Genomic DNA, 25868 nt, shown 5'->3' with positions numbered 1-25868 from the left:
CGTGACCGTACCTCCATTCTACTTTCACTCAACACAGCCAATAGTAGCATAGAGGAGCTGATATCGAAATCGAGCGTAAGTAGAGTATTCTATATTTATTCTGCAACTCTAGGTTGCAAAAGGCTATGTAGTAGTCTTGATTGCTCATTCCATTAAAAAACGGCTGGTCAGGTTCCCCTGATCCAGCCGTTTACGGTTATTTCAATATTACATTATCGATCAATACTGCCGTGTCAAAGACGCTGTCACCTTGATCCCACACATGGAACCGGAGGACAATGGAGCCCTTGCCGGCAAATTGGCTCACATCAAATTGGACGTGCTTCCAATTCGTCATGTAGGCCGTATCATCCCCGCCGTAGAAATTAACGTCTACTTTGTTCTCATCAATCCAATAGGCTGTGGACTCATTAATCGATTCCTTACCAACAATCACAGATTCCTGTCCGTAGACACTGGACGTCACCGTAGGTCCGCCATTCAAGTGTGAGGTGACGAGGGAAGCCGGATTGATGTATACACTGGAAGTTACTGTTGCTCTAAATGTATCGTTGTATTTGGTTCCAACATATTCCTTTGGCTCCTCAGAAATGAAATTGTAATCGAACGACAAGGTTGTGGCTCCCGCCGGGACAATGAAGCTCTGCTCGATATAACTATCGGAATTGTAGTCATATCCTCCCTTATCATTGTTTTCAAACCCAAGGCCAGTACTGATAATCGCCATGTAGTTACCCTCTGTAGGCTTAAGCGGCCCCAGCTTTGAGATGACCCGGACATCTCCGTTTCCATTCCAGCCGGTCCATTTTCCGTTCTCAAAGGTTCCGTTGATGATCCCTTCGGTCTTCGTACCGATGCTGCTTCCCTTCATAACGAATGCTGCCAACCCGTCATCGGCTCCATGAGCAGCCACTGCTGCCTCAAAAGCTTGTCCGGTTGTCATATTCTCATTATTCAAGGCATTGAATACGGATGGAGCAATGACCTGATCATAAGCAAGCTTTACATAATCGGTGTAACCATAATAAGTGCTGGCGCCATTGTTGATGAACGCATCCGACATGGAATCGTTGTATGCGCTGCGGCAGCTGCCGTTATATACAATAGTGCCGGGAAGCATATCATTGTACCGTGTAATGAAAGAAGGCGTAATCGCATAATAACCCGATATGATAGCCAATCTTCCCTTTTTCAGATCCAGTTCATAGGTCTTGTTGTTCTCTGCGGTTGCCTTCTCTCCAGTCAGGAACATGACTTGCGGCCCCGCATATTTGAAATCAACACCGTATTTATCATGGAATGTCTGGAGCACGATCTCATCATAGTACGTATCCCCATGGGAATCTAAGACCACAACACCATACTGATTAAGTCCTTTGAAGAAGTTAACGCCCGCTGCGCTGTCCTTTACTCTCTCCACAAGGAAGGGGTAATTCGACTGCTCGAAGCTTTGATATACAGCGTCATACACCGTCGAAGATGGAAGTGTGCCGGAGAATGGAGAGACCACAGCAACCTGCTGGCTTCCTATGGTGGCTACGGTTTGTTCCACATCTTGCGTGAGCGCCGTCAATGCATTATTGGACGCAGCCTCTTCTACAGTGTTGTTTAATCCTTTTGTATTCTCAGGGGCCGAGGATATTCCGCCTAGAATCCCGTTGTCCAGCAAATACCAGATGCTTCCTCCTTCACCCGATATTCCTGCATGCTCTACTTCGTCCTGGGTTTGAAGCCAAGCCACTGTTTCTTCCTTTGCCTGTTGCAAATTACTTGTAGAAGCAGCCAGTTGATCAAGCTTACTCTGTGTATTATTTTCAATCATTTCTGTTTGTGCAAGCTGTTCATCTGTAAGATGCTTCAGTACAGACAGTTTAAAGACTGCACTGCTAGGCACCTCTCCAACAAAGGCCTGCAGATTTATGTAGCCCTCTGTATTTTCAGTTAATGCTGCTTTGCCGCTATAGAGTCCGTCAGCCGCAAGGCTGTCTCCATGAATTTCTTGACCATCATCGTACAGCAGGGTGATCTGTGACATCACTTTGCCGCTGTCATCTATCTGATAGACACTTGCAGTTGCTGTCTCTGCCGCATTAAGCGTTGTACGGAAAATAACTTCAGTGGACTCTTCTGCATAAATAGCATCTGTACTCTCCCCCTTCACTACAATCTGGAGAGCATTGGCCGGTACTGGAGTTGGCTCCACTGGTGCCGGTGTTGCGGGTGCTGGAGTTGGCTCCGCTGGTGCCGGTGTTGCTGGTGCTGGAGTCGGCTCCGCTGGTGCCGGTGTTGCGGGTGCAGGCGTTGCGGATGCTGGCGTTCCTGGACCCGGGGCTGCCGGAGCGCTCACAGACGTATCACGGATAGCTTGTGTCGCTGTAGGAGCCGGAGTAACCACCGGAGTCTTAACATTGTTCGTCTCTTCAGCAAGGAGCTGCTTGGACTTCTCAACATATAGTGCCTTATTCGTCTTGAACTCATATGCGAGACGAGCCAGAGCCTGGCGCTCTGCGCGCTCTTTAGGTTTGAATTTCAGCGTGCCGTCAATGCCCTCTACCCCGTTGATGAACCCATTGTTGAAGGCGAGGGATACTTGAGCTTTTGCCCAATCAGACACCTCAGACATATCTGACAGCTTACTGCCAAGCGGCAGCTTCTTCGCCGTTTCATCTAATTCAAAGGCCCGGATGAAAAATACAACCAGCTCTTCCCGGGTTACACTCGAATTAGGACTGAACGTGCTCGCCGATGTCCCCTCTGTGATGCCTGCCTTCACCAACGCACCTACATAACCACGATACCAGCTGGTAGCGGCAACGTCTTTGAATGCTGCGGCCTGATCACCACTTACTTCCAGTCCTAAGGACAGGACTATAATTTTCGCCAGTTCGGCGCGCGACATAGCCTTATTCGGTTTGAAGGTGTTATCTTCATACCCCGAGATGATTCCTGCTTCAGTTAAAGATTGAATCTCCTTTTGAGCATAAGAGCCTGCGATATCTTTCAATTGCGCGGACTCCCCGAACACCAGATGTGGCGTAAGGCTGCTGATTAACAGGGCAAATACAATCAACAGACTGAGTTTACGGCGTGCTGCTTGGAATAACAAAATTTCTTCCCCCTCTTTCTTTGTAAAAAAATTCATAAAAACCATCGCCCTACAGAGTTCCAAGGATGGAATATCACTCCATAATTCGACAACTTCTTGATTCTACAATAGGACTATGTACATTTACTATGTATATTGATACTAGGAAATTGTATAAATTGGAATATTGGAGGAAAAAGATTTAAAAAGAGACCCTTATCTTATTTTTTGGAGTTTCATCTCTTCCATATCCAGAATGTTATGATAAAAGCTGGACTGGGTCTCTTTGTGTGAAATGCCAATGACCATTGTATTCGGCAATTCCTTGCTTATCAGTCGGTATAAATCAGATTCTTGCGCTCCATAAATATCGGTGGTTGCTTCATCAATTAATAACAATTCCGGCTTGAGCAGCAGACATCTTCCCAAATTAAGAAGCTGCTTTTCACCCTGACTGAAGCTCCCCTGATCTTCATCAATTTCTTGTCGGAGAGAGCATACTCTCTCCCTAAGATTTAGCTTCTCAAGCACTGACCATATCTCCTGATCCGTACATTGCTGCTCGGGGTCCAAATTATCTCTTAGCGTTCCGTGGTAAAGCACCGGCCGCTGCGGCAGGGTGACTATTTTTTTCATCAGCAGATTTTCTGGAATGGACTTCACATTAGTGTCTCCGAGGAGAATCTCGCCTTCATACTCCATAAATCGGGTCAGGCAATAAAATAACGTAGATTTGCCGCTTCCCGTTCTTCCTTTGACCAGCAGATTTTCAGTAGGCGCAAGTTTTAGTGTCAATCCGGAGATGACGGGTATGGAATCATTATATTGGGCGCGCAAATTCCTGATGGTCAGGCCCCCTGCTGTATTCATAACCGGAGGCATGATCTCTATTGCGGTTACCGGGGATTTTTCACTTTCGAGCCCCAAGATTCTTTCAAGTGAATTCGTCCCAATCTCCATATGACGAAGATCTCTGAGCAGCCCTTCAAAATTGGAAAATGCCGTTAACGTATAAGTTAAAGTCACATAGATGATAACGGAGTCCCCCGCGAAGCCTCTCAAGCTCATAAGGATCAAGAAAACAGAAAATGTAAAATACCCTGCTACCTCTATCCAGAACAGATAAAGTCTATTCACTGACTGTCTTGTATACTCTGCATTTAATGCGTCTGTAATTTTCCCTTCCCAGATATTCGTAAAATAAGTTTGCAGGCTTTGCTTCCTGACATAATTAGAATCTGCAGCCACAGATTTAAGAATAGCGAGGCAGGGCTCGTGTGCTTCATTGGCTAGCCTGGATGTAATTTTGCCCGTGATCCGAACTTCCTTCTGAATTTTATTGAAAAATATCAGGAACACACCAAGCACCAGCACCATGTAGAAATCCGAGTAAGCAATTAGAATTGCTGCGGCAATAATTTTGAAAAACGATTCCAGCAGATTGCTGGTGTACCCGCTCATATCCATATCAATAACCTTCATATCATTAGAAAAACGCGCGGATAATGCGCCGTTCTGTTGTTTACTGAACTGCAAAAAACTGAATTTTGATACCCGCTGTAATAATTGCTGATGAAGGGCTTCACCGGCTTTTACATTCCCCAAGTAGATTATACTTATACGCACTACATTGGTAATAACCAGCAATAGGGCTATGCCAAAATAAATAGAGGCGAATAACATAGGGTTTGCAGTATTTCCACCGAACCGCGGCACAATATAAATAGAAGCAGCATCGATTATCTGCGCTAATATAAATAAAGCTATGAAAAGAACCAGTAGCGGCTTGCTTCCTAGTGCTAAAAAGTAATGCTTCAGTACTCTAAGACTAGATTGTTTAAGCTTCTCCTGTTCTTCAGGGCCCGGCCCTTCCCGCTTCAAGCTCTGCTCTTCTGACAATTCCTTGGTGATACTTTCATTATTCATTGGAATTACATTTTCATCAGGAAGAAAGTCACGAAGTGTATTGTAATCTAATGCATTCTTTTGGAAAGCATCCTTGATGCGGCCTTGTTTCATTACAATCACTTGGTCTGCCTGTTCAAACAATTCCTGATCCATAGTGGCGGCCACCATAATTCTTGTTGTATCCTTCCAATAATCCAGAATCAAATGTTTAAGTACTCTCTTTCGCACCTTTGCATCCAAAGAATTCAAAATTTGATCCAACAATACGGTCTTGGCATTCTGATATGCAGCCCGGGCCAGCAAGATTCTTTTTTTCTGCCCCCCTGATAGATTGACCATATCTGTGTTGATAACTGTAGAATCCCCGCTTGCCCACTGTTCCAGATCCTTGCTTAACTCGCATAAATGAATGATCTGACGATAACGCGCTTCCTCATAAGGCTTGTCAAGGATGATATTATCTCTGATGCTTACCGGGAATAAAGGTGAAGGATCCATGACCTCCTCACAGCTAAGCTCCGCAGATTCATCTCCTTGAACGCATTCCAGATATCCGGCAATGGCCCGCAGCAGATTCGTTTTCCCGGCCCCCGTTGCACCTATAATGATAACCAACTGTCCTGGATTGACCGTTAGATCTATATCTGTAAGCAGAATCTGGCCAGGGTCATTAGGTGTGCTATACGTTGCTTTCTTCAGTGAGATCATCCCTGCGTTCTCTACAGTCCCCCTGCTTCCCTCCCCTTCTTCTTCATCCAGGCTAACATATTCCTTTACGAGTGAGGCAGCCTTTAGCCCTTGTCTAACTGTGTTGATACTGACGAGGAAATCGTTAATACACCGGTCCAGCAGGCCAAATACAATAAAGGATGCCATGGTTTTCTCAACACTTAGCGGATAGCCCATAAGAGAGGAGAAGGCAATGCATATCATGGCCGTCAACGGAACCAGAGAATAGTTGATTAGAGTTAGCAGAATTTGAATCTTACTTTTTTTATGTAAAATTTCCGATTGGCGCGATCTTTCTTCATTAATCTTGCGAATGAAGTAATTGGTGAAGCTCATTTGTTTAGCTTCTCTATATTTGTTAAGGTAATCGTTGATTTCAAATAGCCGCTTACTGTTTGCCCGGCTGAGCTCAGTATCCACCCGATTCAGTTGATGAAGCAGCCTCGAAAACATAGGTGCTGCGAATAGCAAAATACACCCCATAAGGCCCCCGGCACCTAAATACATTGCCAGGAGTGCAACGCCGAATAGAATCCCGAGCGCGCTGCTTATGCCGTCTATAAACCAAACTATTCCTCTGAACCAGCTAATTTGGTTTCCGTACAAATCTATCAGCTGCCCGGCACGCTGAGCGGATTCTTTTTTCCGCAAAATATTCTTAAACAGGATATTCCGGTAATTGAATTCAATGGAGGTAATTAACTTCCAGCGGAAATGCAGAAATTGAGAATTGGAGATCACCTTAACCATTTGAATGGCGACAAACAGGAAGATTGCCCCCAGCGCTCTCCCGTGAGGCTGCGAGCTTTCGTTAATGATAGCGCGAAGGATATCAGGGAACAAGTAAGGGATAGAGAATTGTAATGCAAGCGTCAGAATGGATAGTAATGCATAGGCCAGGAAAGAGCACTTTAATTGACGCACGATATGAATAACAAGCGGAAGCACTTTTTGGGATCTGCGCATGACCTCAGACTCTTCTTGAACCTGTCCAATCCCATAGGCGGAGGGAATAGTCAGAATGGATTCTTGGATGGCATCTAGCGACTGATCCTTACGTATAGCATGTTTAGTAAACGAACGTGTCCACGTAAAAAATAACTTTTGGATAGGATTTGCTCTCTCTTCAAGAGAACGGCTCTGATTCGGGTTAGTCAAACTGTTCATCCCTTCATGTATTGCGAAATTAGATAGTCAAATTATACAAAGCCCCATCCATTAACAAAGACGGAGCCTAGGTAACAAAGTTTATCCTGATATATAATCTGCTTTTTTCTCGGTCTCCGGCAATTGCACTTTAATTTCCACGAAATAACGTTCCAGCAATCCTTTAACTATATGTTTAATTGTTTTGCAGTATGCTTCATCATAGTTATAGATATCATCAAATTCATTCTCTACAGCACCTGTACAGTTCCCCGAACAAAATCCCTCCAATTCGCAATCGACGCAACCCTTGGAGTTGGAGTATGCTCTCATCGCATAATAACGGTATGCTTCACCAGCAAAAATCTCCTGAAATAAATCTGTATTTCCTAATTTTTTTGAAGTTGTTTTACAGGCATAGGCACTGCCATCCGGCTCAATGCTTATTAGACGCCCGATGGTAGGGCAGGTCTTCCAGGCTCTTCTTTCCACCCATTCATCCGGATGAACAATTCCCCAGAATGATTGATACCAATACCCTGATAACAACACGCCTCTAGTCTGAGCATAGTCGTAAGCATCCAGAATTCGGTCACCAATCTCTTTGGAACCAAACTTTCTATAAAAATCAAAATCAAAAGACATGATAATCTCAATACTTTTTATTCCCATTGTTGCAGCATAGTCTATGAGCTCATAATTAAAATGATCCCAAGTCTCTTCTGACATTACTGACTGCAGTTCAATATTGATATTGTGATCTCTAAGCTTACCAATATTCTTGTCCAGTGTAGCCCACTTAATCAGATTATTTCCTTCTCCGCGGAACTCACCTGTAAGGTAATCAATATAATCAATGCTTACAGCCACTCGCACCTTATACTTAGCCAACAGCTCCAATATACTGGATGGCAAATATGAACCATTTGTAGTGACTCCGTATTCCAAATCCATGCCAAAGCTTGTACCATCGCCGAAGTGTAATAATACTTCTTCAATCAGCTTACTGTTCAAAAAAGGTTCTCCGCCAAAAAACTCAATTGACAGTTTGTTCTTTCCGTTCATTTGAATGACCTGAATCGATTTCTCAATAGCTTCCTTGGCAACCTCAAAAGACATTGCCTGCTGCGGAAATCTCAGCTTATCATCTTGCGGGTTAGCTTCACTATAGTCAAAGGTGCTACAAAAACAGTAGCTACAGCTCATATTACATTTGTTAGTTGTAGAAAGATGAAGCCTGTCAAAATAAATACCAGTATGTAACGCCTGCTGCCGTTGATCCAATTCTTTCTCCAACAAGGCCCGTTCATCTTCTTCAACCTTATAGATAAAATTCAAAGCAATTAAATCATTGAACATTTCATCGCCAAAATACTCCAGTACTTCATGCTCCGAAACTATAGTATGACCATCAAAAAAATCATTACATTCTTTAGAAACTATTCTTCCATTTCCGTACAGTGCATTATAGATAAAGTAATAATCATCCGTAATAGAATATCTGATTAAGTTAGCGGCTAGCTTATACAAAATCTTCATATTTATCCTCCGTTATAATTTATAAGGGATATCTGTGTGCTCTAAAAGCTCCACAGATATCCCTGGTTAGATTAGCAAGGACGATTAGTCGTCAACGGGTTTAAATTTGTTTTAACAGACGAAGGATGGATCATTACTGGCTTTTTCATAGTTTCACCTCCATTCACGGTCTATTTCAAGAGAAATAGAATTATGTGATAAAGATTCATTTATGATATATAATCCCAGATGTTATAAAATATATTATTTCATCTTCTGTTAAAAAAACTGTTAAAAATATCATGTTCATCGTTTCGGCGGTGACTATTAAACACGGTCAGCTAGACAATCATATCCCCTATCCCGGTTCTTGTTATATCAGACTTGGCACTGTATACTGGCCTGAATTTGGAATAATGATCCGCCCAGATCAACACGTGATCACTTGTAATCAACTGATCCAGTGCACCCGGGATTTCAAGATGCTGGAGTTCTCCAGGTAACGTAGCCAGTATCGCATCTTCTATATTTACATAAGAATACGATTGCAGGCCTCTTGCGTAGAACGGCGCTGGCTGAAGTTCAATAAATTCGGTTATTTTCAATCCATTATGTTGATACGCCAATTTCATTAACAAGCCTTCCAGTTGTTGCACTGCTATTGCAATAGAGGGTTCCATCAGGATCGCTTCAAGTTGCTTAACATGCTCATTGACCACAGGGCTGATCTGCGCCAGCTCCCTGGACAGCCATTTGTAGGTCCCCGGCCGATACCTTCTGTTGTAGAGAAAGACCAATTGCACCGCCTGCTCCACCATCCGGTTTAACAGCAGCCGGGCTGACAACGTTTCTCCCCGAAGTTCAGCGAGCTTTACCACATAGAGATGACAGAATGAACTCCAGGCATATTTCAATTTATAGCGCCAGATATCATCTGGCAGATAAGCAAGGGTCTAACGCACTTCTGTTATTTCCCCTATAGGGTCTGTGAAGATTCTCCCTCTTGTCCATTCGAGCAATTTCTGCTCAGGAAGCATTAGCCACTCGTGTAAGGAAGGCTGCACACTATGCAGACCCAGTTGGATTCGCATATGCCGGGAGACACATGTAATAGCAATATGATGCAGATTGCCACTACCATTAGAGGGTATAAGCACCTTGTGAGACTCATCTACAGAAAAGCGGGCGGGATACCCTTTGAATAAAGCCGGAACCTCTTCATCCAACGCTTGATCGAGGGTTACAGCATATTGATCGTAGTCCGAGTCCTACAGCCAAATGTAGCATCTGGCTCCCCATTCATGATCTCTTGATAAGTCGTCATCATGCCCTAGAACATCCGAGCCATATCCAATCAATCCGGCAGCATGCTTCTCCATTAGTTGCGGGAAACGTCTGGCGATCAGCGGCCTCACAATCTCCCAATAGAACTCCTCGCTCAAGTCTAAACCCTTCATTTGCAGACTCCATTTCATGTAACAGTGCGCACTCACATTTTGTTTTACCGGTAACCTTATGTTAACATCTCGCCCAAAAATTACTAGACTATTCATTTGAATTCTGTTATCATTTAGATTGAAGTCTTGATAATAATACTATTCCATTAAAAACGGCTGGTCAGGTTCCCCTGATCCAGCCGTTTTCTGGTTATTTCGATACCATATTATCGGGCCCAGCTCCGCTCACTCAGATACCGGCCAACCGCCCCATCGCTCCAGACATGCGCTTCGACGTACCGCTCCGGACCGTACTTTCCGTCATTGTTCCAATTCTGCGGTAACCCGTACTTGTCAATGATGCTCACAATCTCGGGATAGGTATACAGAGTGTGCCTGTACTCTTTGCCATCGTTAATCAGCGGGCTGAAGGTGGGCATGGAGTCCCCATAGGTAAAAGAAATCGTGTTCACATCAAATTCCTCAATCGGAATCTTGAGCGATGCGCCATTCTCGAACCATGTGCTTAGCCACGGACTGTGTTCAACTACCATATAATGCGGGGAGGACCGCTGGACCACACCGCCCTTACGTATAAATTCCGCCCGGATGATGCTCTCGCAGTTCCGCCGATATTCCACATACTTATCATGTCTTTGGGCGCTCTGGGCCTTGGGCTTGGTCTGCTTAATCGTCTCCAGCACGGCCCTCGCCTGATCGCCCGGCAAATCAGATAGGCTAACAAACGGACCCACAGATGCATCATAGTAATGATATAAGAACATCGTTCCGCTCCTTTTCTAGAGCACAGACTCCAGCACTTCATTCTCAGCTTCAATACTATTCAGGGCCGTACGGTTAATCCAAGACAGCGCCAGTGTCCCCTCGCCCATATGAGCACCTACCACCGGGACAAAGGTCATTATTTCTGTACGCACCGAAGGGGACATGGCCTTAATGGCCCACTCCAGGCTCAGCGCCTCTTCTTTATTGTTGGCGTGCATAATACATACATCCTGGAAGCGGCCGATTTCCTGCTGGATGGTCTCCAGCAGCTTTTGCTTCGTCTTCTTGAAGGTGCGGATTTTATCGGAGACGACAATTTTGCCCTCATCGAACCGCAGAAGCAGATGAATCCGCATCAGCTGGCCCAGCAGGAACTGAGAGCCGGAGAGCCGTCCGCTGCGGTGCAGCTGGCTCAGGCTGGCGGGGATGATATAGAAGGACATTTTCTCGATTATATTATCAATTCTGTTCTTGATCTCCTGCGCAGAGCAGCCTGCCTGCTGCCAGTGAATACCGCGCAGAAGCATCTCACGGATCGGGTACGCGCCTACTTTGGAATCGATACCAATTACGTTGACTCCAGCAATGTCTGCCGCCTGCATCGAGGTGTTGAAGGTTCCGCTAAGCTCGGAGGAACAATGGATCGCAATAATCTCGTCATACTCTTCCTTCAGACGCTCGTATAATTCCACGAACTCGCCAATCGGCGGCTGGGAGCTGCCTACCTTGTCATGCTGACGCATTTTGTCATAGAACTGATCGGCGTTAATATCTATATTTTCTCTATAACATTCATTATTGACGATTAGACGGAGGGGAACGATATACACATGGTTATTCTTGGCGAATTCAGAATCAATGGTGCTGGTGCTGTCAGTCACCCAGGCGATGGATTTCATAGTCATTACTCTCTTTCGTGAGGAATTCACTGCTCAGGAATCAGCAGCTATGGCTGTCTGTATATTCATAAATTATACAGGATGCCAAGCATGCGTAGAGCATTCCTTGAATAATCCCAGCACTTTTTTTCAACTAAATTCGACATAAATTCACATTATATATGACGAATATACCTGTTTAAGAGAGGTTTGATTATGGTATGAGAAAAGTGGAAATTAGCGTCAGCACGAGCAACATCCTAATATCCAACCAAGGTACTTAACGTGTTCACATTCTCCTGAAGGAATGCTTGATTCTTGTCCACACCCCGGTTACGGCACCACACAATGGAGGCGAACGCATCGTATAGATCATATAACGGCAGGACTCTTTCCAGATCCAGTATAGGCCGGATTGATTGATAACCTTCCATGAATGGCCTCTTAGTTCCTGAATCGACCTCCCACAGATACCGGTTGACCTTCGTAAAATCCACCTCCGACGATCCGCCGCGGGCACTCTCGAAATCAATAATGCCGGCAACCCTGTTCCCGTTCACCAATATATTGCCCGGTCTATAATCCATGTGAACCATGCAGGGTCCGTCAGGATCAGGCAGAGCAGAGAACAGCTCATCAAAGTGAAGCATACATTTCTCAACCAGCCTTGGATCGAGTATCTCCTTACATGGCTCTTCCCATTTCTCAAAATTACTCCGGATATATATTCGCCAGTCATTCGGGTCCAGATCCTTAAAGCCGCTGGCTACATGGTAGCCATATCCCGGAGTTGTAACCTCATGGAGCATTGCAAGATACATGCCTATTTGATAAGAAAGCTGCTCGTCCAGCTCCCCTGTACAAGGCGTCCCCTGAATTGCTGAAAGAAGCAATGCTCCTGTCATAGTGTCATCCCCGTACCAAATATCGAGCACCTCAGGAACAGGAATCATGCCTTTCAATGCTTCAAGGACCTGAAATTCACGGTACAGCTTGTCTTTGTTATACGGAACTTTCACATAGACGTTCTTTCCGCCGGCAAGCGTAAGCTTATATACCTCGGAACTAAACGAATCTGGCACACCCTCTATGTTCGAAACGTTCAACTTAAGCTCGTCTATAACGTGATGAATAACGCTCATTGATTACCTCCTGAAGCTAGTTTGTCAGGCTGAGCCTAACTTAGCGATCACGCGACTCCATAGACTATTTCTCTAATCCCGGAAGTACTGCGTCACCGTTCCCTTGCCTGCCCCAACCTCGACCTCTGCAAAAGCCCCGTTCACCAAAGTAACCTGGGGAGGCAGGTGCCCGCAGTCGATATCGTATGCGACCGGCAGGCCCAGCTCATCGGCCAGCTCCTGGTAGACATCCTCTACGGTGTACCCGTCCATAGGGCGGTTAGCCGCGCTCCGGCCGAACATAAGTCCGCTGCAATGCTCGAACCAGCCCGCCAGCTTCATCTGCACCAGGGAGCGGCGCAGGTCGGTCACGGGCAGCTCACAGTTCTCTAAGTACCACAGAATAGGCTCATTATGGATATAGTGCTGCTGGAAATGCCGCACATCTCCATACGGCGTGCCGATCAGATGACGGATAACGTCAATGCAGCCGCCCAGCAGGCGGCCCTGCATGGCGAGGGCCTGATTGCCCACCGTCTTCCAGCTAGTGGCTTCTGTAAGGTTGAACACATGGGGCGACGGCTCGCCTCCTCCCCATTCCAGCTGGTATTGCTGTGAGGATTGCTGAAATACAGAGCCGCCGCTTGGCGTAGACAATACCTTGTCCCACATGGCGGTTGTCGGGTCTGTCTCTTCTCCCCGGAGATCAATGAAGTTCGTGCCATGGGCAGTGGCAATCCCCGTCTTCAGCGTGACAGCCAGCAGCAGCACACTGATATCGGAATACCCGAGAATCCATTTACACTTCATCTTGCTGAAATCCACCTGCTCCAGCATCTCGATCAGCAGCTCCCCGCCCCAGGGAGGCACGACGAGTCCGATGGACTCATCGGCCATCATCGCGTTGAATTCAGCGGCACGTACAGCAGCCGGAGCCGATTTAGCCTTTTCCTGTGTCCATGCTGTGGGTCCGCAGACTACGCCGTACCCTCTTTTTTGCAGCCGTTCTACAGCCAGCTCAAGCAGTTCACGAAGCTCCTCTCCTACTCCTGATGAGGGTGCAGTTACACCAATAACGGCTTCTGCTTCTAATACGGGATATCTGATCATCCGGTTATTCCTCCTAAGGTAACCCCACCAAGTGGGGCTTTAGCTTCGATGATGACTCAGGTACTTTGCGGGGACCCCAAAACATATAAATTCTATAAAAAAGGAGATACCCGAACCTTGAGCAGGCTGAATATCCCCCTAGTGTACTACGAATTATATCATTGACTGCGTCATTCCAGCGAAGGCTTATTATCCCGGCTGATATCCAGAATATCCAGGAAAAAGACGAAGATTGGAATCCCGAGAATCAGTCCCCATACCCCGATATAATGCTCGGAGAACAACAGCACTACCAGAGTGTAGAACATCGGCAGGTTCATTTTGGAGGACATCAGCTTCGGGTTGAGGAAGTAGCCCTCTATGACATGTAACAGGGCAATCATCACCAGAATGTTGATCGTCAGCATCAGTCCACCCGTGTTATAACCGATAATGCACAGCGGAATCAGCGAAATGACAAAGCCGACGACCGGAATCAGGCTGAGCATGAAGATCATAATGGAGAGGGCGAACAGATACGGGAATGGCTCGAAAAAGAAACCAAGCACCCACAGCCCGACCACGGTAAACAAAGTATTGAACAGCGCAATCAGAATCTGTGCTTCAATGACCTTGCCGAAGGAGGAGATGAATTTTCTGCCGAAATACTCCAGCTCCACATAGAACCAGGAGATTTTGCTGTCTCTCAGGCGGGAGGTGAAGCTGACGATCCGATTCTTCTCCAGAATGAAGACAAGGCTTAGAATCGTGGACAGGACGAAGGTGGTGCCCCAGTTACTGATTTTGAAGACATATTCGATCCCTTGATTCAAATAACTCTGATAATTGAGCTCCCTGACCTTTCGGAACAAGTACTGCATAATTTCATTCTGCGGAATATCATCGGAGGTCAGCGTGCCGAGAAAAGTGGTTAATTGCTTGATCTGCGAGAATACCTTGGGCATATATTTGACTAGTGCCATGACGATCATGCTGATCAGCGCCACATACAGTATAATGATGATGACCTTGCTGTTTACCTTCACGAATTTGCCGATCCGCTTGCTCAATAGCACCTGAAAGCTGTTCATCACATAAGCGATCAGAAAGGTCAGCAGCACCAGATTCAGCATATCCCTGATACTGTACAGCAGCAGTCCAATCAATCCCAGAATCAAGAAGCGCCGGACTGTTAAATTGGCGACATAACGCTTGAATACTTCCATTGTTCCCTTGTTCCTCTCCATTCGCTGGCAGATAAGATTTTTATTATAGTGTACCGTACTGAAAACAAATATAGCAACTTTGGCATCGCCCAATTCCCGCGAAACCACGAACTTTATGTCGATTTACAGGAAGCTCTATTGCTATATGCTATAATGTGGGCAAAACTGGAACATATATACCTTTTTCAATATTCCAAATCAATGAATTCAAACTAATGGAGGCGAAAGCTGGTATGAACAAAGTAATCTGTATCACCGGAGCATCCTCCGGCATCGGCCTTGCCACTGCACTGAAGTTCGCCCATGAGGGCTGGACGGTCTATGCCGGAACCCGCCATCTGAAGCGTGAACAGGAGCTGTACCAGAATGTGGAGGGTCTGCAGTTCGTAGAGCTGGAGGTGACACAGCCGGAGAGTATTCAGCAGGTTATAGACCGGATAGAAGCGGAGCAAGGCAAGCTGGATCTATTATTCTGTAATGCCGGATTCGGATATCTGAGAGCGCTTGGGCAGGCACCGTTCCCTGAGATCGAGGATGTCTTCAATACCAACGTGTACGGGGTCATGCATACGATCCGGGCTGCACTGCCGCTGCTGCAAAAGACTGGCTACGCCCATATTGTGGCTACCTCCAGTGTCGGCGGACTGGTCGGGCAACCGATGAACGAGGTCTACTGCGCCAGCAAATTCGCAGTGGAAGGGCTGCTGGAGAGTCTCGCCACCTATTACAAACCGCAGTTCAATATCGATATCACCCTGCTGGAGCCAGGAGCGATTGCTACGGAGTTCAATTCAACCGTCATGGGGCATGTCGCCAGCACCGGCGGCGTTCTGGAAGACGAGTACAAGCCAATTCTGGATGCTTATAGAGCGGCCTTCCTGGAGCGCAATGTGGAGCCGCAGACGGCAGACTCTGTTGCGGATGTGATGTGGGAGCTGGTACAGCTTGAGACCAAGCCGCTGCGCCTGCGCACCTCAGAGCGGGCCGAAGCCTTCGTTGCCCGCAAGGTCAGCACTGACCCTACCGGACTGGAAGGCGTACTAAGCACGCGCAGAATTCAGTTGAATATGTAAATGTAAACAGCCGCTCCCATTCCTGGAGCGGCTGTCTTTGGCTTTCCCTTATCAGATTCTAGCGCTGAATCGGCTCAATCCGGTACGTTCCGGTACTGCCGTCTCCAGCAGGCCCGCCAGTGACCGCCCAGCCGTAAGACAACACATCCTCCAGCCGTTCGCGTTCAGCCTCCGTTAATTCCGCTTCCACCGCTTCCTGCCCCTCTTCCAGCTCCAGCTTCGCTTCAATACCGAGTGCAACCTCGATCCAGCTGCGGATGCCGCGGATGGTATTGTATTTAATCTGGTAGCCTTCCAGAACGGCCCGGCGGAATCCCTCCGGCTGTTCCTCTGCAAGGGCAGACAACTGCCCGTAATCGAACTCGTATTTACTCTCATCGGCCGGCAGATCCCCTTCACTGACTCTGCGCAGCAGCTCTTCGTCAGATCCGGACAGCGCGCGCAGCGATTCCAGCAGAAGGGCATCCCATTGTGATAATTTGACCTTGCTAGTCGGTATTGTCATTGTATCTCCTCCTTGATTCACAGATGTGTATCTCCTAAGATTCGTTCATAATATTAGTCTGCATATTCCCCGGCCACATAATGCCCGGGACTCACTTCCCGCAGTGCAGCGGCTTCCTCTGTCCCGCGCACAGCCGGGTAAGCCTCCAGCTGGATTCTGCGGCTGGCCTTCATCGGATCTGTCTCCAGAATGGAGGACAGCAGGGCTCTGGTGTAGGGGTGGAGCGGATTATCGTACAGCTCATCGCTTGGAGCCACCTCCACCAGCCGGCCGCCGTACATCACGCCGATCCGGTCAGCAATATGGCGGACCATCGACAGATCATGGGCGATGAACAGATAGGTCAGCCCGAACTCGGCTTGCAGATCCTCCAGCATATTAACGACCTGGGCCTGGACAGAGACATCCAGCGCAGAGATGGGCTCATCGCAGACGACGAACTCGGGCCGGACCGACAGCGCCCGTGCAATGGAGATTCGCTGGCGTTGCCCGCCGCTGAATTCATGGGGGAAGCGGTACAGATGCTCCCGCTTCAACCCCACCTTCTCCAGCAGCTCTGCCACCGCTTCCTTGCGCTCTTCGCCCGGATAGAGACCGTGAATCCGCATCGGCTCACTGATCAGCTCCAGTACATTCAGACTTGGATTAAGCGAGGAATACGGGTCCTGAAAGATTGACTGAATCCGCCTGCGGAAGGGCTTCAGCCCTTTCTCGCCCAGCTTGCCAAGCGGCTTCCCGTCGTAGAACACCTCACCGTCTGTATAATCGTACAGACGGAGCAGACAGCGCCCGACCGTGGACTTGCCGCTCCCGGATTCACCGACCAGACCGAAGGTCTCGCCCTGGCGGATCTGGAAGCTGACCCCGTCTACGGCCTTAAGTACACCCTTATCCCGTCCGCGCAAATCCTTGCCCTTCGGGAAATGCTTCTTCAGATTGTTAACCTCTACAAGCACCTTGCGCTCGCTCAAGTGAAATCCCTCCCCGCTGTAACTGCTGTCTTCTCTTCTGTACCTTCGGTCAGCCAGCACATCGAGCGGTGCCCTGGTGCAAACTCGACTACCGGAGGACGTTCACTGCAGCGGGCGAAGGCATGCGGACAACGGTCCATGAACGGGCAGCCGGGCGGGGGATTCAGCAGATCGGGCGGTGTGCCCTCGATCGGAATCAGCCGCTCACGTTCACCGCCGCCGCGCTTCGGTATGGAACGCAGCAAGCCCTGCGTATACGGATGCTGAGGCCGGTAGAAGATATCCTGCACCGTCCCCTCCTCCATCACCAGTCCGCCGTACATGACAATGACGCGCGTGCAGACCTGGGCTACCACTCCAAGATCATGGGTAATAAGCGCAACTGCCGTATCTCCCCGTTCCTTCAGCTCTTTGAACAGATCGAGGATCTGCGCCTGGATGGTCGCATCCAGCGCGGTGGTAGGCTCATCGGCAATCAGCAGCTCCGGGCGGCAGGAGAGCGCCATCGCGATCATCACCCGCTGGCGCATCCCTCCGCTGAATTCATGGGGATATTGCTTCAGCCGCTGCTCCGGATCACGGATGCCGACCTGGCGGAGAAGCTCCGCCGCTTCGGTATACGCCGCCGCTTTATCCAGTCCGCGGTGCCTGCGGATAACCTCTGTCAATTGCTGGCCGATTCGCTTGACCGGATTCAGCGAGGTCATCGGGTCCTGGAAGACCATCGCAATCCGGTTGCCCCGCAAGGACCGCCACTGCTTCTCCGTAAGCCCCTTCAGGCTCTTGCCGCGGAACTCCAGCTTCCCGGCAGTCATATGCCCCGGCGGTGTGATCAGTGACATGACCGCCTTGGCTGTAACGCTTTTGCCGCTGCCGGATTCCCCGACAATGCCTACGGTCTCACCCTCATCAATATGGAAGCTAACGCCACGGACGGCCTGATTCTCCCCGTCCCGGGTAGCGAAGGAAACCTGTAAATTCTCAACAGTCAGCAGCCGTTCAGTCATGATGTTAAGCCCTCCTATCTTCGGATCAGCTTAGGTTCAAAGCCGACCCGCAAAATATCTCCCAGCACATTAAAGCTCAGCACCGTAAACAGGATCATCAGCCCGGGGAACAGCGCCAGATAAGGCGCCTGGGCAATATACCCCTGTGCGCTGTTCAGCATACTCCCCCACGTGGCATTCGGCGGCTGTACTCCGAAGCCGAGGAAGCTCAGCGACGATTCCATCATAATGGCCGAGGCAATATTATTCGTCGCCCCTACAATAATCACCGGTATCAGCCCCGGAAGGATATGCCGCCAGATCATGCCGAAGGCACTCTGTCCCGAGGCTTTGGCATATAACACGTACTCCCGTTCCTTGATCGTCAGGGTCTCCGCGCGGACGACACGTGCCACATTCATCCACATCAAGAGAGCAATAATAATGATCAGATTGCCGATGCTCGGCTTCAGATAGACGCTGAGCAGCAGCAGGATCAGGAAGGACGGGATCGACATGATAATATCCAGCATCCGCATCAGCAGATTATCGATCCAGCCGCCGAAATATCCGCTAATCACCCCAACCAGCACGCCCACAAAGGTTGCTACGATCATGGAGGAGAATCCGACCAGCAGCGAAACCCGGCCTCCGTATAAGGCTCTGGACAGATAGTCGCGGCCATAATCATCGGTGCCGAACAGATGCGCGGCGCCGGGCTTCGTCAGGCGGGCCATGGCATCCATGGCATTCGGATCATGACCGGACAGGAAGGCAAAGACCGCCCCCAGTGTAAACACCATCAATATAACAAGAGCAGCGACACCCAGACCGTTCGTAAACAGCTCGGACTGCAGATTTTTCCATTTACTGCGATTCATGAGGTCACCCCTTCAGTTTGATTCTTGGATCGACAACGCTGTAGAGAATATCTGCCACCAGATTACCGAAGATCAGCATTAAGGAAGAGAACAGGGTAATCCCCATAATGACAGGATAATCCATCCCCTTCACCGCCGTCATCCCCAGGGAGCCGATCCCCGGCCAAGAGAACACCGTTTCCGTAACAATCGCCCCAGCCACCAGATCTCCCATCGACATACCGATCAGCGTGATCACGGGCAGCAGTACATGCTTCAGCACATGCCGGAACAGGATGGTGGATTTCTTCGAGCCAAAAGCGTACTGGATCTGCACATACTCCTCCTTAAGCTGTCCGATCGTGCTGGAGCGGATATAGCGCACATACCCGGACAGGAAACTGAAGGCCAGCACCGTACACGGCAATATCCCGTGCTTCAGCACATCAAGCGGCGATTCCACACCAATGGTGCGCATCCCCATGCTTGGAAGCAGGTGCAGCTTGATCGCGAACAGATACATCAGCAGGATAGCCAGCCAGAATAAGGGGATGGAGATGCCGATATAAGCGATAAAATTGATTAGCTTGTCTACCCAGCGGTTGCGGTTCGCACCGGCCACGAGGCCCAGCGGAATGGCCAGCAGGACGGCCAGGGCAATGGCGCTGCCCATCAGACCCGCAGTTGCGGGGAGGCGGTCCAGAATCTGATCCAGCACAGGCTGGTGATTGACCAGCGAGTACCCGAAATTGCCCTGGACCATCTCTTTGATCCAGATGAAATATTGGATATAAGCAGGCTTATCCAGCCCCAGATTATGACGGATGCGCTCAATATCATCAGCGTGCATATTGGGCGTCACGAAAGACAGCACCGGATCTCCCGGAGCCAGCTTAATCATGGTAAAACAGACCACCGATACAAAAAACAGCATCGGCAATGTTTGCAGCAACCTTCGGACGATGAGTTGTCTCATACGCAGCTTCTCCCAGCTCTTAACAGGCAAAAATAAGCTGGGGGAACCAGCTTATTTTTTTGCCTTGCTTATTTTGTGAGGCGGATTATTTCTTGTAAATCTTGGACAGGTCTTCGAAGATGACGACCGGCTTCAGCACAGCCTCATCAATACCGCCGTAGTTCTTCGATACTGCTACCACGGTCTTGGTATAGGCGATAGGATAGATCGGTGCATCCTCGGCTACCAGTTCCTGCGCTTTCTTGTAGATCTCTGCACGCTTAGCCGGATCTGCTTCGCCTGCACCGTCATTCATCAGCTTATCGACTTCACTGTTGGAATAATGCGAGTAGTTGGACGAGCTGTCCGTAGTGAACAGGATACGGTACGCATCCGGATCATAGCCCATGATATAGCCGGTCAGAGCCAGCTCATAGTCGGTCGCCTTCAGATCAATGAATTTCTGCACCCAGGCCGAGGAATCCATGTTCTGCAATTCAACCTCTACGCCGATTGCCTTCAGCTTCTGCTGCACATACAGCGAGATGGCTTCCTGCGCCTTGTTACCGCTCTGTACGATATACCGGAGCTTCAGGTTGCTCTCACCGGCAGTGGCCAGCAGTTCCTTCGCCTTGGCAGCATCATTGTCAAAGGTAGGGACATCGTTCGTGAAGTACAGTGCATCCGGAGTCAGGAAGGACTTTGCCGGATCAGCATATTCGCCGGAAGTGTACGCCGTCTGAATCAGCTCGTCGCGGCTGAGGGCCAAAGACAGGGCTTGCCGGACTTCTTTTTTGGCGAGGGCACCGGTATCGCTGTTCGCATTGAACATCAGATAAGCGAGGCGGCCTTCGCTATACGGGAGAATCTCAAAATTATTCGTCGCTTGAATCGTAGGAACATCCTTCGGGTCCAGATACTGTACATTAATCTCGCCGTTCTGCAGAGCCAGATTCGCAGCATTGGTATCCTTGGCAATCCGGTAAGTGACCGAATCCAGATGCGGCTTGCCCCCGAAGTAGTTGTCGAAGCGTTCCAGCGTCAGATACTCGCCGGCCTTGTATTCCTTGAACTTGAAGGGACCGGAGCCGACAGGAGAAGCGTTCTTCGTGCTCTTCTCAATGTTGGTCTCATTCTCGTAAATGTGCTTCGGAATCGGGAATACCTGTACCAGCGTGGCTTCAAAAGCCGGGCTGACCTGCGGCAGCTTGAACTCCACAGTCAGGTCATCGACCTTGACAGCCTTAATCGCTTTGTCGCCAATCAGGAAGTTGGCACGCAGGAAGCTGTTCTGCTTCTCATCAAGAATGCTGTCGATGGTGAATACCACATCATCCGCCGTCAGCTTCTCTCCATCATGCCAGGTCAATCCATCCTTAAGCTTCAATGTATACGTCAGATTATCGCTTGACGGTGTCAGGCTGTCTGCCAGGTAGAAGGTCTTCTTGCCGTTGTTCACCTGGAACAGCGGAGCATACAGGGCCTGGTCAATGGTCAGGCTGACACGGTCACCCGCATAGTTCGGATTCAGCACTACCGGATCGGAAGCGACCCCTATAATCAGACTGCCTCCATCCTTCGGTTCGCCGGCAGCAGGCTCTTGTGATGCAGCCGGTGTCTGTGCGGCATTGGTAGATGAAGCGTTATTCCCACTCGAACATGCACTGATCATCAGTGTTAATAATAGTAGAATAGCAACCCCTGTTATCCCTTTACGCATTGTCTCTTCCTCCATGTCTATGAGCATTCCCACTCGTTGTTGAGTCATTATATATCGGAATACTAGGAATTACAATGTATGAATTTACCATGGACTTTACCAGACGCGGACCTCCTGCATGACCGCTCCGCGTCGCAGGGCATCGACATGCTCCATTCCTTCCGTAACCCTGCCGAATACCGTATGCCAGCCGTCCAGATAATCGAACGTATCATAACAGATAAAAAACTGGCAGGACCCCGTGCCTGGTCCAAAATGCGCCATAGACAGCGCCCCGCGCACATGCTTATGGGGATTCCCCTGCGTCTCACAGGGAATGGGATCTGTGCCGCCTCTGCCGTTGCGCTCCGGGCAGCCGCCCTGGGCAACAAAGCCGCGAACCACACGCTGAAAGGCCAGACCGTTGTAAAAGCCGCTGTTCGCAAGCTTTTCAAAATTGGCTACGGTTCCCGGCGCTTCCTGATCGAACAGCTCCAGCCGAACCTCCGGTCCCTGCTCCAGACGGATCAGAGCCTGCTTCATGGCGCCTCCTCCTCTACACGGGCTGCATTATCTGCCGGTACACCGATATAGACGGCCGTCTTGGCAGCATGCAGCGGCGCATAAATCTCCTCGATATCCTCGTCCACGAGCGGCCTAAGCTCTCCGCCCTCCATATGCAGGAACACCTCAGCGCGCGGATTCATCGCCAGGAGGACATTGATCAATTGCTGTACTTTTAACGTTGGCTTGTCCATCCTCTCACTCCTGCCAGCCCTCTTCCGGGGATTATATATATTAGCGGTATTGTACAATAGCTCAGGGCAAACGGCAATACGGCTCTCTTCTATACATGCAGGTGATTATTTCGGGAAAATGGGGAAAGTCCGGTACTTCTCTAAAAATATCGAATACATATAATTTATATCAACTATTTGCGAATCCAAGGGGATGTTCTATCATGTTGACCTTATTCTGGAGTGGCTGCTATGAATCCGAATAGAACCCGGGTGCTGCTGGGCAGCCCGATTCATCAAAAACCGGCGATCCTGGAGCAATTCCTGAACTCTCTGCTGCGTCTGAACCTGAAGGATATCGATCTTGATTTCTATCTGATTGACGATAACCCGTATGAAGCCGCAAGCGGGCTGCTGCAGCAGTTCGCCCGGAACGGCAGATCTGTCTTCCTGCAATCCTCCGGCTACCATGATAACTATATCCGAGATGAGCATACTCATGTCTGGCATTCCAATCTGGTCTGGAAGGTGGCCGGATTCAAGAATCTGATGATCCGGCGGGCGGAGGCCTTCGGCTATGACTACCTGTTCCTGATTGATTCGGACCTCATTCTGCACCCGGATACGCTGCTGCATCTGATCGGTACAGGCAAGGATATTATCTCCGAGATTTTCTGGACACAGTGGCAGCCGAATACACTGCTGCAGCCGCAGGTATGGATGCATGACGAATACAACCAGTGGGAGATTCATCCAGGGGAACAGCTCTCTCCGGAGGAGATTCAGCGCCGTTTCTATGCTTTTTTGCTGAAGATGCAGCAGCCTGGAATCTATGAGGTTGGCGGACTTGGCGCCTGCACGCTGATCAGCAGCTCAGCCCTCAGCTCCGGGATCAGCTACGACCGGGTCCGTAATATCTCCTACTGGGGAGAGGACCGTCATTTCTGCATCCGTGCAGCGGCCCTCGGCTTTCCGCTCTTCGTGGATACCCACTTCCCTGCGCTGCACCTCTACAGAGACAGTGATCTGGATCTGGTCGCGGAGTTCATCCGGCACACCTCGGGCGCGGAAGCAGCTTCTATAGTAGAGGCGAAGGATGAAGCTGGCAGTCATTCAGAAGCAGCCGGGGCCAGGAGTGAAGCAGAGCCTGACGGCTCAGATGAAGCGCCGACCGTTGAAGACAGCGACACTGATCTGCCGGGCCAGGCAGAGACGGCTCCGTCCCCTGCTGACAAAAGAGTACAAGAGGCAGCAGCGCAGTGGGATGTGCTGTGGACCGAAGCCGAAGCCCGGCAGCGCTTGTCCAAGGAGCCTCTGCCTGCTGACGTAGCCGAGACGGCAGAAGGAAGCGGAGCGGTGAAGGAGCATCCGGCAGGAGGAGCCAGCACAGGCAGGGAAGGAGAAGCAGGTCTGCAGAAGCCTCAAGCCGCTTATGCAGCGTCCCCTGTCACCCCGGCAGTCCCTGCTTCCCGCCGGCCCAAGCTGACCCTCACGATGATCGTCAAGAACGAAGGCACCAGATTCCTGCGCCAGGTGCTTGAGGAGCACCGCAAGTATATCGATGAGGCCGTCATTATCGACGACGCAAGCACAGATGATACAGCCGATATCTGCCGGGAGGCTCTTGAGGGGATTCCGCTCCACCTGATACAGAATCCTGTCTCCCGCTTCCATAATGAATCGGAGCTGCGCAAGCAGCAGTGGGAGGCGGTGGTTGCGACCCATCCCGAGTGGATTCTTAATCTGGACGGAGATGAGCTGTTCGAGTCATGTTTTCCAGAGGAAGTAGACTCCCTGCTGCGGACAGCAGATTGCGACTTATTCTGTTTCCGGCTCTACGACTTCTGGGATGAGGGAAGTTACCGCGAGGATATGTACTGGCAGGCCCACCAGAGCTACCGCCCGTTCCTGCTCCGTTACCGGGAAGACTTCACCTATACCTGGAATGATCTGCCGCAGCACTGCGGGCGGCTGCCGGAGAATATCTTCGAGCTGCCCCATCAGTTAAGCAACCTGCGCCTGAAGCATCTTGGCTGGTCGAAGCCGGAATTCAGGCTGGAGAAGTATTTGCGTTATAAGCTGCTGGACCCGGATGCCGAGTACGGCTGGAAGGAGCAGTATCAGTCTATCCTTGACCCGAAGCCCCGGCTGGTGAATTGGAGCGAATAAGGCGGAGGGCTGAGTCATAAGAAGAGAGGAAGAAGCTCCTTATCGGAGCTTCTTCTTTTTTTGCAAATAAGCTTCAGGAAATATATCACTATAGGTCCGCAGGCAAATATGCTAAAATAACAGAACATAAGTTCGTATTTTGGTTGTAAAATACATCCTAATATTTCCCTATTATTAGAAAGATATATAGAAGAGGAGGCGTAACGGCAATGGAACAGCAAATGATACAGCGTTACCGGCAGGAAATCTATCGAATCGGCTGGCGCTTACAATACCGCAGCAAGCGAACCCGCCGGCATGAATGTACCTTCATGGATATCCGCCCGGCTCAGCGGGATGAAGCGGAGGAGATGATTAACCGGTTGTCCGTTGAGCAGCTATTAGATACCCTTCCAGCTAAAGGAAAGGTGATTCTGCAAAAGATTTATCTGCAGGAAATGACAGAGGCTGAGGTCGCGGCACAGCTGCATATGAGTCAACAGGGGGTTAACAAATGGAAGCAAAAAATGCTCCAGCAGCTATCACAGACAGCGAATTCGCAGACCTTCTGACAGGTGTCCGCCAGAAACAGCCGGAGGCCATGCTCCAGATCATCGAGCTATTTCAGGAGGACATCGAAATAGTCAGTCAATGCATCCTCCTCCCGCGGGAGGATGCCATTTCACATATTGTGACGGAGATTCTTAACTTCATACAGGCGGGGGATAGCACATGAACAAGCGGGCAAACGCCGACCTATCGTGGCGCTGCCCGCTTGTCATTCATTGGGAATAGCTAATCTATCAGGCAAGACCGGCATTCATGCCGGCTGCAACCTAGGTATTGACCTTCCTGCTAGGGTAAGGTTTATGGTTACTATAAGAAGTTCCGGCCGGAATAACTTATGAAAGGGTGTTCATGCGTTGAAGATCGGAGAGTTCGCAGCTTGAGGCCCATGGGATGTTACATCGGAGGTCTGGTCGGACCGTTCGGAACCGGCACAGATATCCGC

The 25868-nt window shown here is 49.4% G+C and carries 22 protein-coding genes; 4 read left to right on the top strand and 18 right to left on the bottom strand.

Features of this window, described 5'->3' with window-relative positions:
• Positions 1-196 precede the first annotated feature (196 nt).
• From MKY86_RS33555 to MKY86_RS33510, 10 genes are all read right to left on the bottom strand, one after another.
• Positions 197-3106 carry an S-layer homology domain-containing protein gene (locus MKY86_RS33555; protein WP_076077479.1) on the bottom strand — a complete coding sequence of 970 codons (2910 nt, stop codon included), beginning with the start codon at positions 3104-3106 and terminating at the stop codon, positions 197-199.
• 195 nt (positions 3107-3301) lie between these two features.
• Entirely contained in the window at positions 3302-6880 is a 3579-nt protein-coding gene (locus MKY86_RS33550) for an ATP-binding cassette domain-containing protein (RefSeq protein ID WP_076077476.1), read from the bottom strand.
• Positions 6881-6970: 90 nt separating this feature from the next.
• The gene (locus tag MKY86_RS33545; protein WP_076077474.1) at positions 6971-8407 is read right to left on the bottom strand and encodes a radical SAM/SPASM domain-containing protein; all 1437 of its coding nucleotides are present in this window, start codon (positions 8405-8407) and stop codon (positions 6971-6973) included.
• A gap of 320 nt (positions 8408-8727) precedes the next feature.
• Complete coding sequence (locus tag MKY86_RS33540) at positions 8728-9327, bottom strand: DUF4037 domain-containing protein (RefSeq protein WP_083684745.1); 600 nt, start codon at positions 9325-9327, stop codon at positions 8728-8730.
• 327 nt (positions 9328-9654) lie between these two features.
• Positions 9655-9843, bottom strand: coding sequence for a hypothetical protein (locus MKY86_RS33535; protein WP_076077452.1), 189 nt, complete (start codon positions 9841-9843; stop codon positions 9655-9657).
• Positions 9844-10049: 206 nt separating this feature from the next.
• Positions 10050-10607, bottom strand: coding sequence for a hypothetical protein (locus MKY86_RS33530; RefSeq protein WP_036723603.1), 558 nt, complete (start codon positions 10605-10607; stop codon positions 10050-10052).
• Positions 10608-10622: 15 nt separating this feature from the next.
• Positions 10623-11507 carry a DegV family protein gene (locus tag MKY86_RS33525; RefSeq protein WP_076077450.1) on the bottom strand — a complete coding sequence of 295 codons (885 nt, stop codon included), beginning with the start codon at positions 11505-11507 and terminating at the stop codon, positions 10623-10625.
• A 239-nt stretch (positions 11508-11746) separates the two neighbouring features.
• Positions 11747-12628 (bottom strand): phosphotransferase family protein, encoded by an 882-nt coding sequence (locus MKY86_RS33520; RefSeq protein WP_076077447.1) that lies wholly within the window; start codon positions 12626-12628, stop codon positions 11747-11749.
• A gap of 72 nt (positions 12629-12700) precedes the next feature.
• Positions 12701-13717, bottom strand: a complete 1017-nt coding sequence (locus tag MKY86_RS33515) for a S66 family peptidase (protein ID WP_076077445.1) — start codon at positions 13715-13717, stop codon at positions 12701-12703.
• Positions 13718-13887: 170 nt separating this feature from the next.
• The gene (locus tag MKY86_RS33510; RefSeq protein WP_036723609.1) at positions 13888-14922 is read right to left on the bottom strand and encodes an AI-2E family transporter; all 1035 of its coding nucleotides are present in this window, start codon (positions 14920-14922) and stop codon (positions 13888-13890) included.
• 233 nt (positions 14923-15155) lie between these two features.
• Here MKY86_RS33510 and MKY86_RS33505 point away from each other — a divergent pair, with 233 nt between their 5' ends.
• Complete coding sequence (locus MKY86_RS33505; RefSeq protein WP_076077442.1) at positions 15156-15995, top strand: SDR family oxidoreductase; 840 nt, start codon at positions 15156-15158, stop codon at positions 15993-15995.
• Positions 15996-16053: 58 nt separating this feature from the next.
• On the opposite strand, the gene MKY86_RS33500 is transcribed toward MKY86_RS33505, so the two are convergent.
• The 8 genes from MKY86_RS33500 to MKY86_RS33465 form a co-directional block, all read right to left on the bottom strand.
• Positions 16054-16500, bottom strand: coding sequence for a hypothetical protein (locus tag MKY86_RS33500; protein WP_076077440.1), 447 nt, complete (start codon positions 16498-16500; stop codon positions 16054-16056).
• Positions 16501-16553: 53 nt separating this feature from the next.
• The gene (locus MKY86_RS33495; protein ID WP_076077437.1) at positions 16554-17471 is read right to left on the bottom strand and encodes an ABC transporter ATP-binding protein; all 918 of its coding nucleotides are present in this window, start codon (positions 17469-17471) and stop codon (positions 16554-16556) included.
• Positions 17468-18478 (bottom strand): ABC transporter ATP-binding protein, encoded by a 1011-nt coding sequence (locus MKY86_RS33490; protein WP_076077435.1) that lies wholly within the window; start codon positions 18476-18478, stop codon positions 17468-17470. Before MKY86_RS33490 ends, MKY86_RS33495 begins: the two co-directional genes overlap by 4 nt.
• A 14-nt stretch (positions 18479-18492) precedes the next feature.
• Positions 18493-19338 carry an ABC transporter permease gene (locus MKY86_RS33485; protein ID WP_076077432.1) on the bottom strand — a complete coding sequence of 282 codons (846 nt, stop codon included), beginning with the start codon at positions 19336-19338 and terminating at the stop codon, positions 18493-18495.
• Positions 19339-19342: 4 nt separating this feature from the next.
• Positions 19343-20293: an ABC transporter permease gene (locus tag MKY86_RS33480; RefSeq protein WP_036723626.1), complete on the bottom strand. Its 951-nt coding sequence runs from the start codon at positions 20291-20293 to the stop codon at positions 19343-19345.
• 85 nt (positions 20294-20378) lie between these two features.
• Complete coding sequence (locus MKY86_RS33475; RefSeq protein ID WP_076077414.1) at positions 20379-21992, bottom strand: ABC transporter substrate-binding protein; 1614 nt, start codon at positions 21990-21992, stop codon at positions 20379-20381.
• A gap of 96 nt (positions 21993-22088) precedes the next feature.
• On the bottom strand, positions 22089-22514 hold the full coding sequence (locus MKY86_RS33470) for a peptidylprolyl isomerase (protein ID WP_076077412.1): 426 nt from the start codon (positions 22512-22514) through the stop codon (positions 22089-22091).
• Positions 22511-22729, bottom strand: a complete 219-nt coding sequence (locus tag MKY86_RS33465; RefSeq protein WP_076077409.1) for a hypothetical protein — start codon at positions 22727-22729, stop codon at positions 22511-22513. Before MKY86_RS33465 ends, MKY86_RS33470 begins: the two co-directional genes overlap by 4 nt.
• A 231-nt stretch (positions 22730-22960) precedes the next feature.
• On the opposite strand from MKY86_RS33465, the gene MKY86_RS33460 reads away from it, so the two are divergent.
• From MKY86_RS33460 to MKY86_RS33450, 3 genes are all read left to right on the top strand, one after another.
• Positions 22961-24877 carry a glycosyltransferase family 2 protein gene (locus MKY86_RS33460; RefSeq protein WP_076077406.1) on the top strand — a complete coding sequence of 639 codons (1917 nt, stop codon included), beginning with the start codon at positions 22961-22963 and terminating at the stop codon, positions 24875-24877.
• Positions 24878-25086: 209 nt separating this feature from the next.
• Complete coding sequence (locus MKY86_RS33455; RefSeq protein WP_036723635.1) at positions 25087-25428, top strand: sigma factor-like helix-turn-helix DNA-binding protein; 342 nt, start codon at positions 25087-25089, stop codon at positions 25426-25428.
• Complete coding sequence (locus MKY86_RS33450; protein ID WP_076077403.1) at positions 25371-25592, top strand: hypothetical protein; 222 nt, start codon at positions 25371-25373, stop codon at positions 25590-25592. The genes MKY86_RS33455 and MKY86_RS33450 overlap by 58 nt, the downstream gene beginning before the upstream one ends.
• Positions 25593-25868 lie beyond the last annotated feature (276 nt).

Origin of the sequence: Paenibacillus sp. FSL R7-0333 (genome assembly GCF_038000365.1) — a bacterium.
Taxonomy (GTDB): Bacteria; Bacillota; Bacilli; order Paenibacillales; family Paenibacillaceae; genus Paenibacillus_AQ; species Paenibacillus_AQ silagei.
The sequence above is the reverse complement of the archived record's forward strand: the minus strand, read 5'-3'. Positions and strand labels throughout refer to the sequence as shown.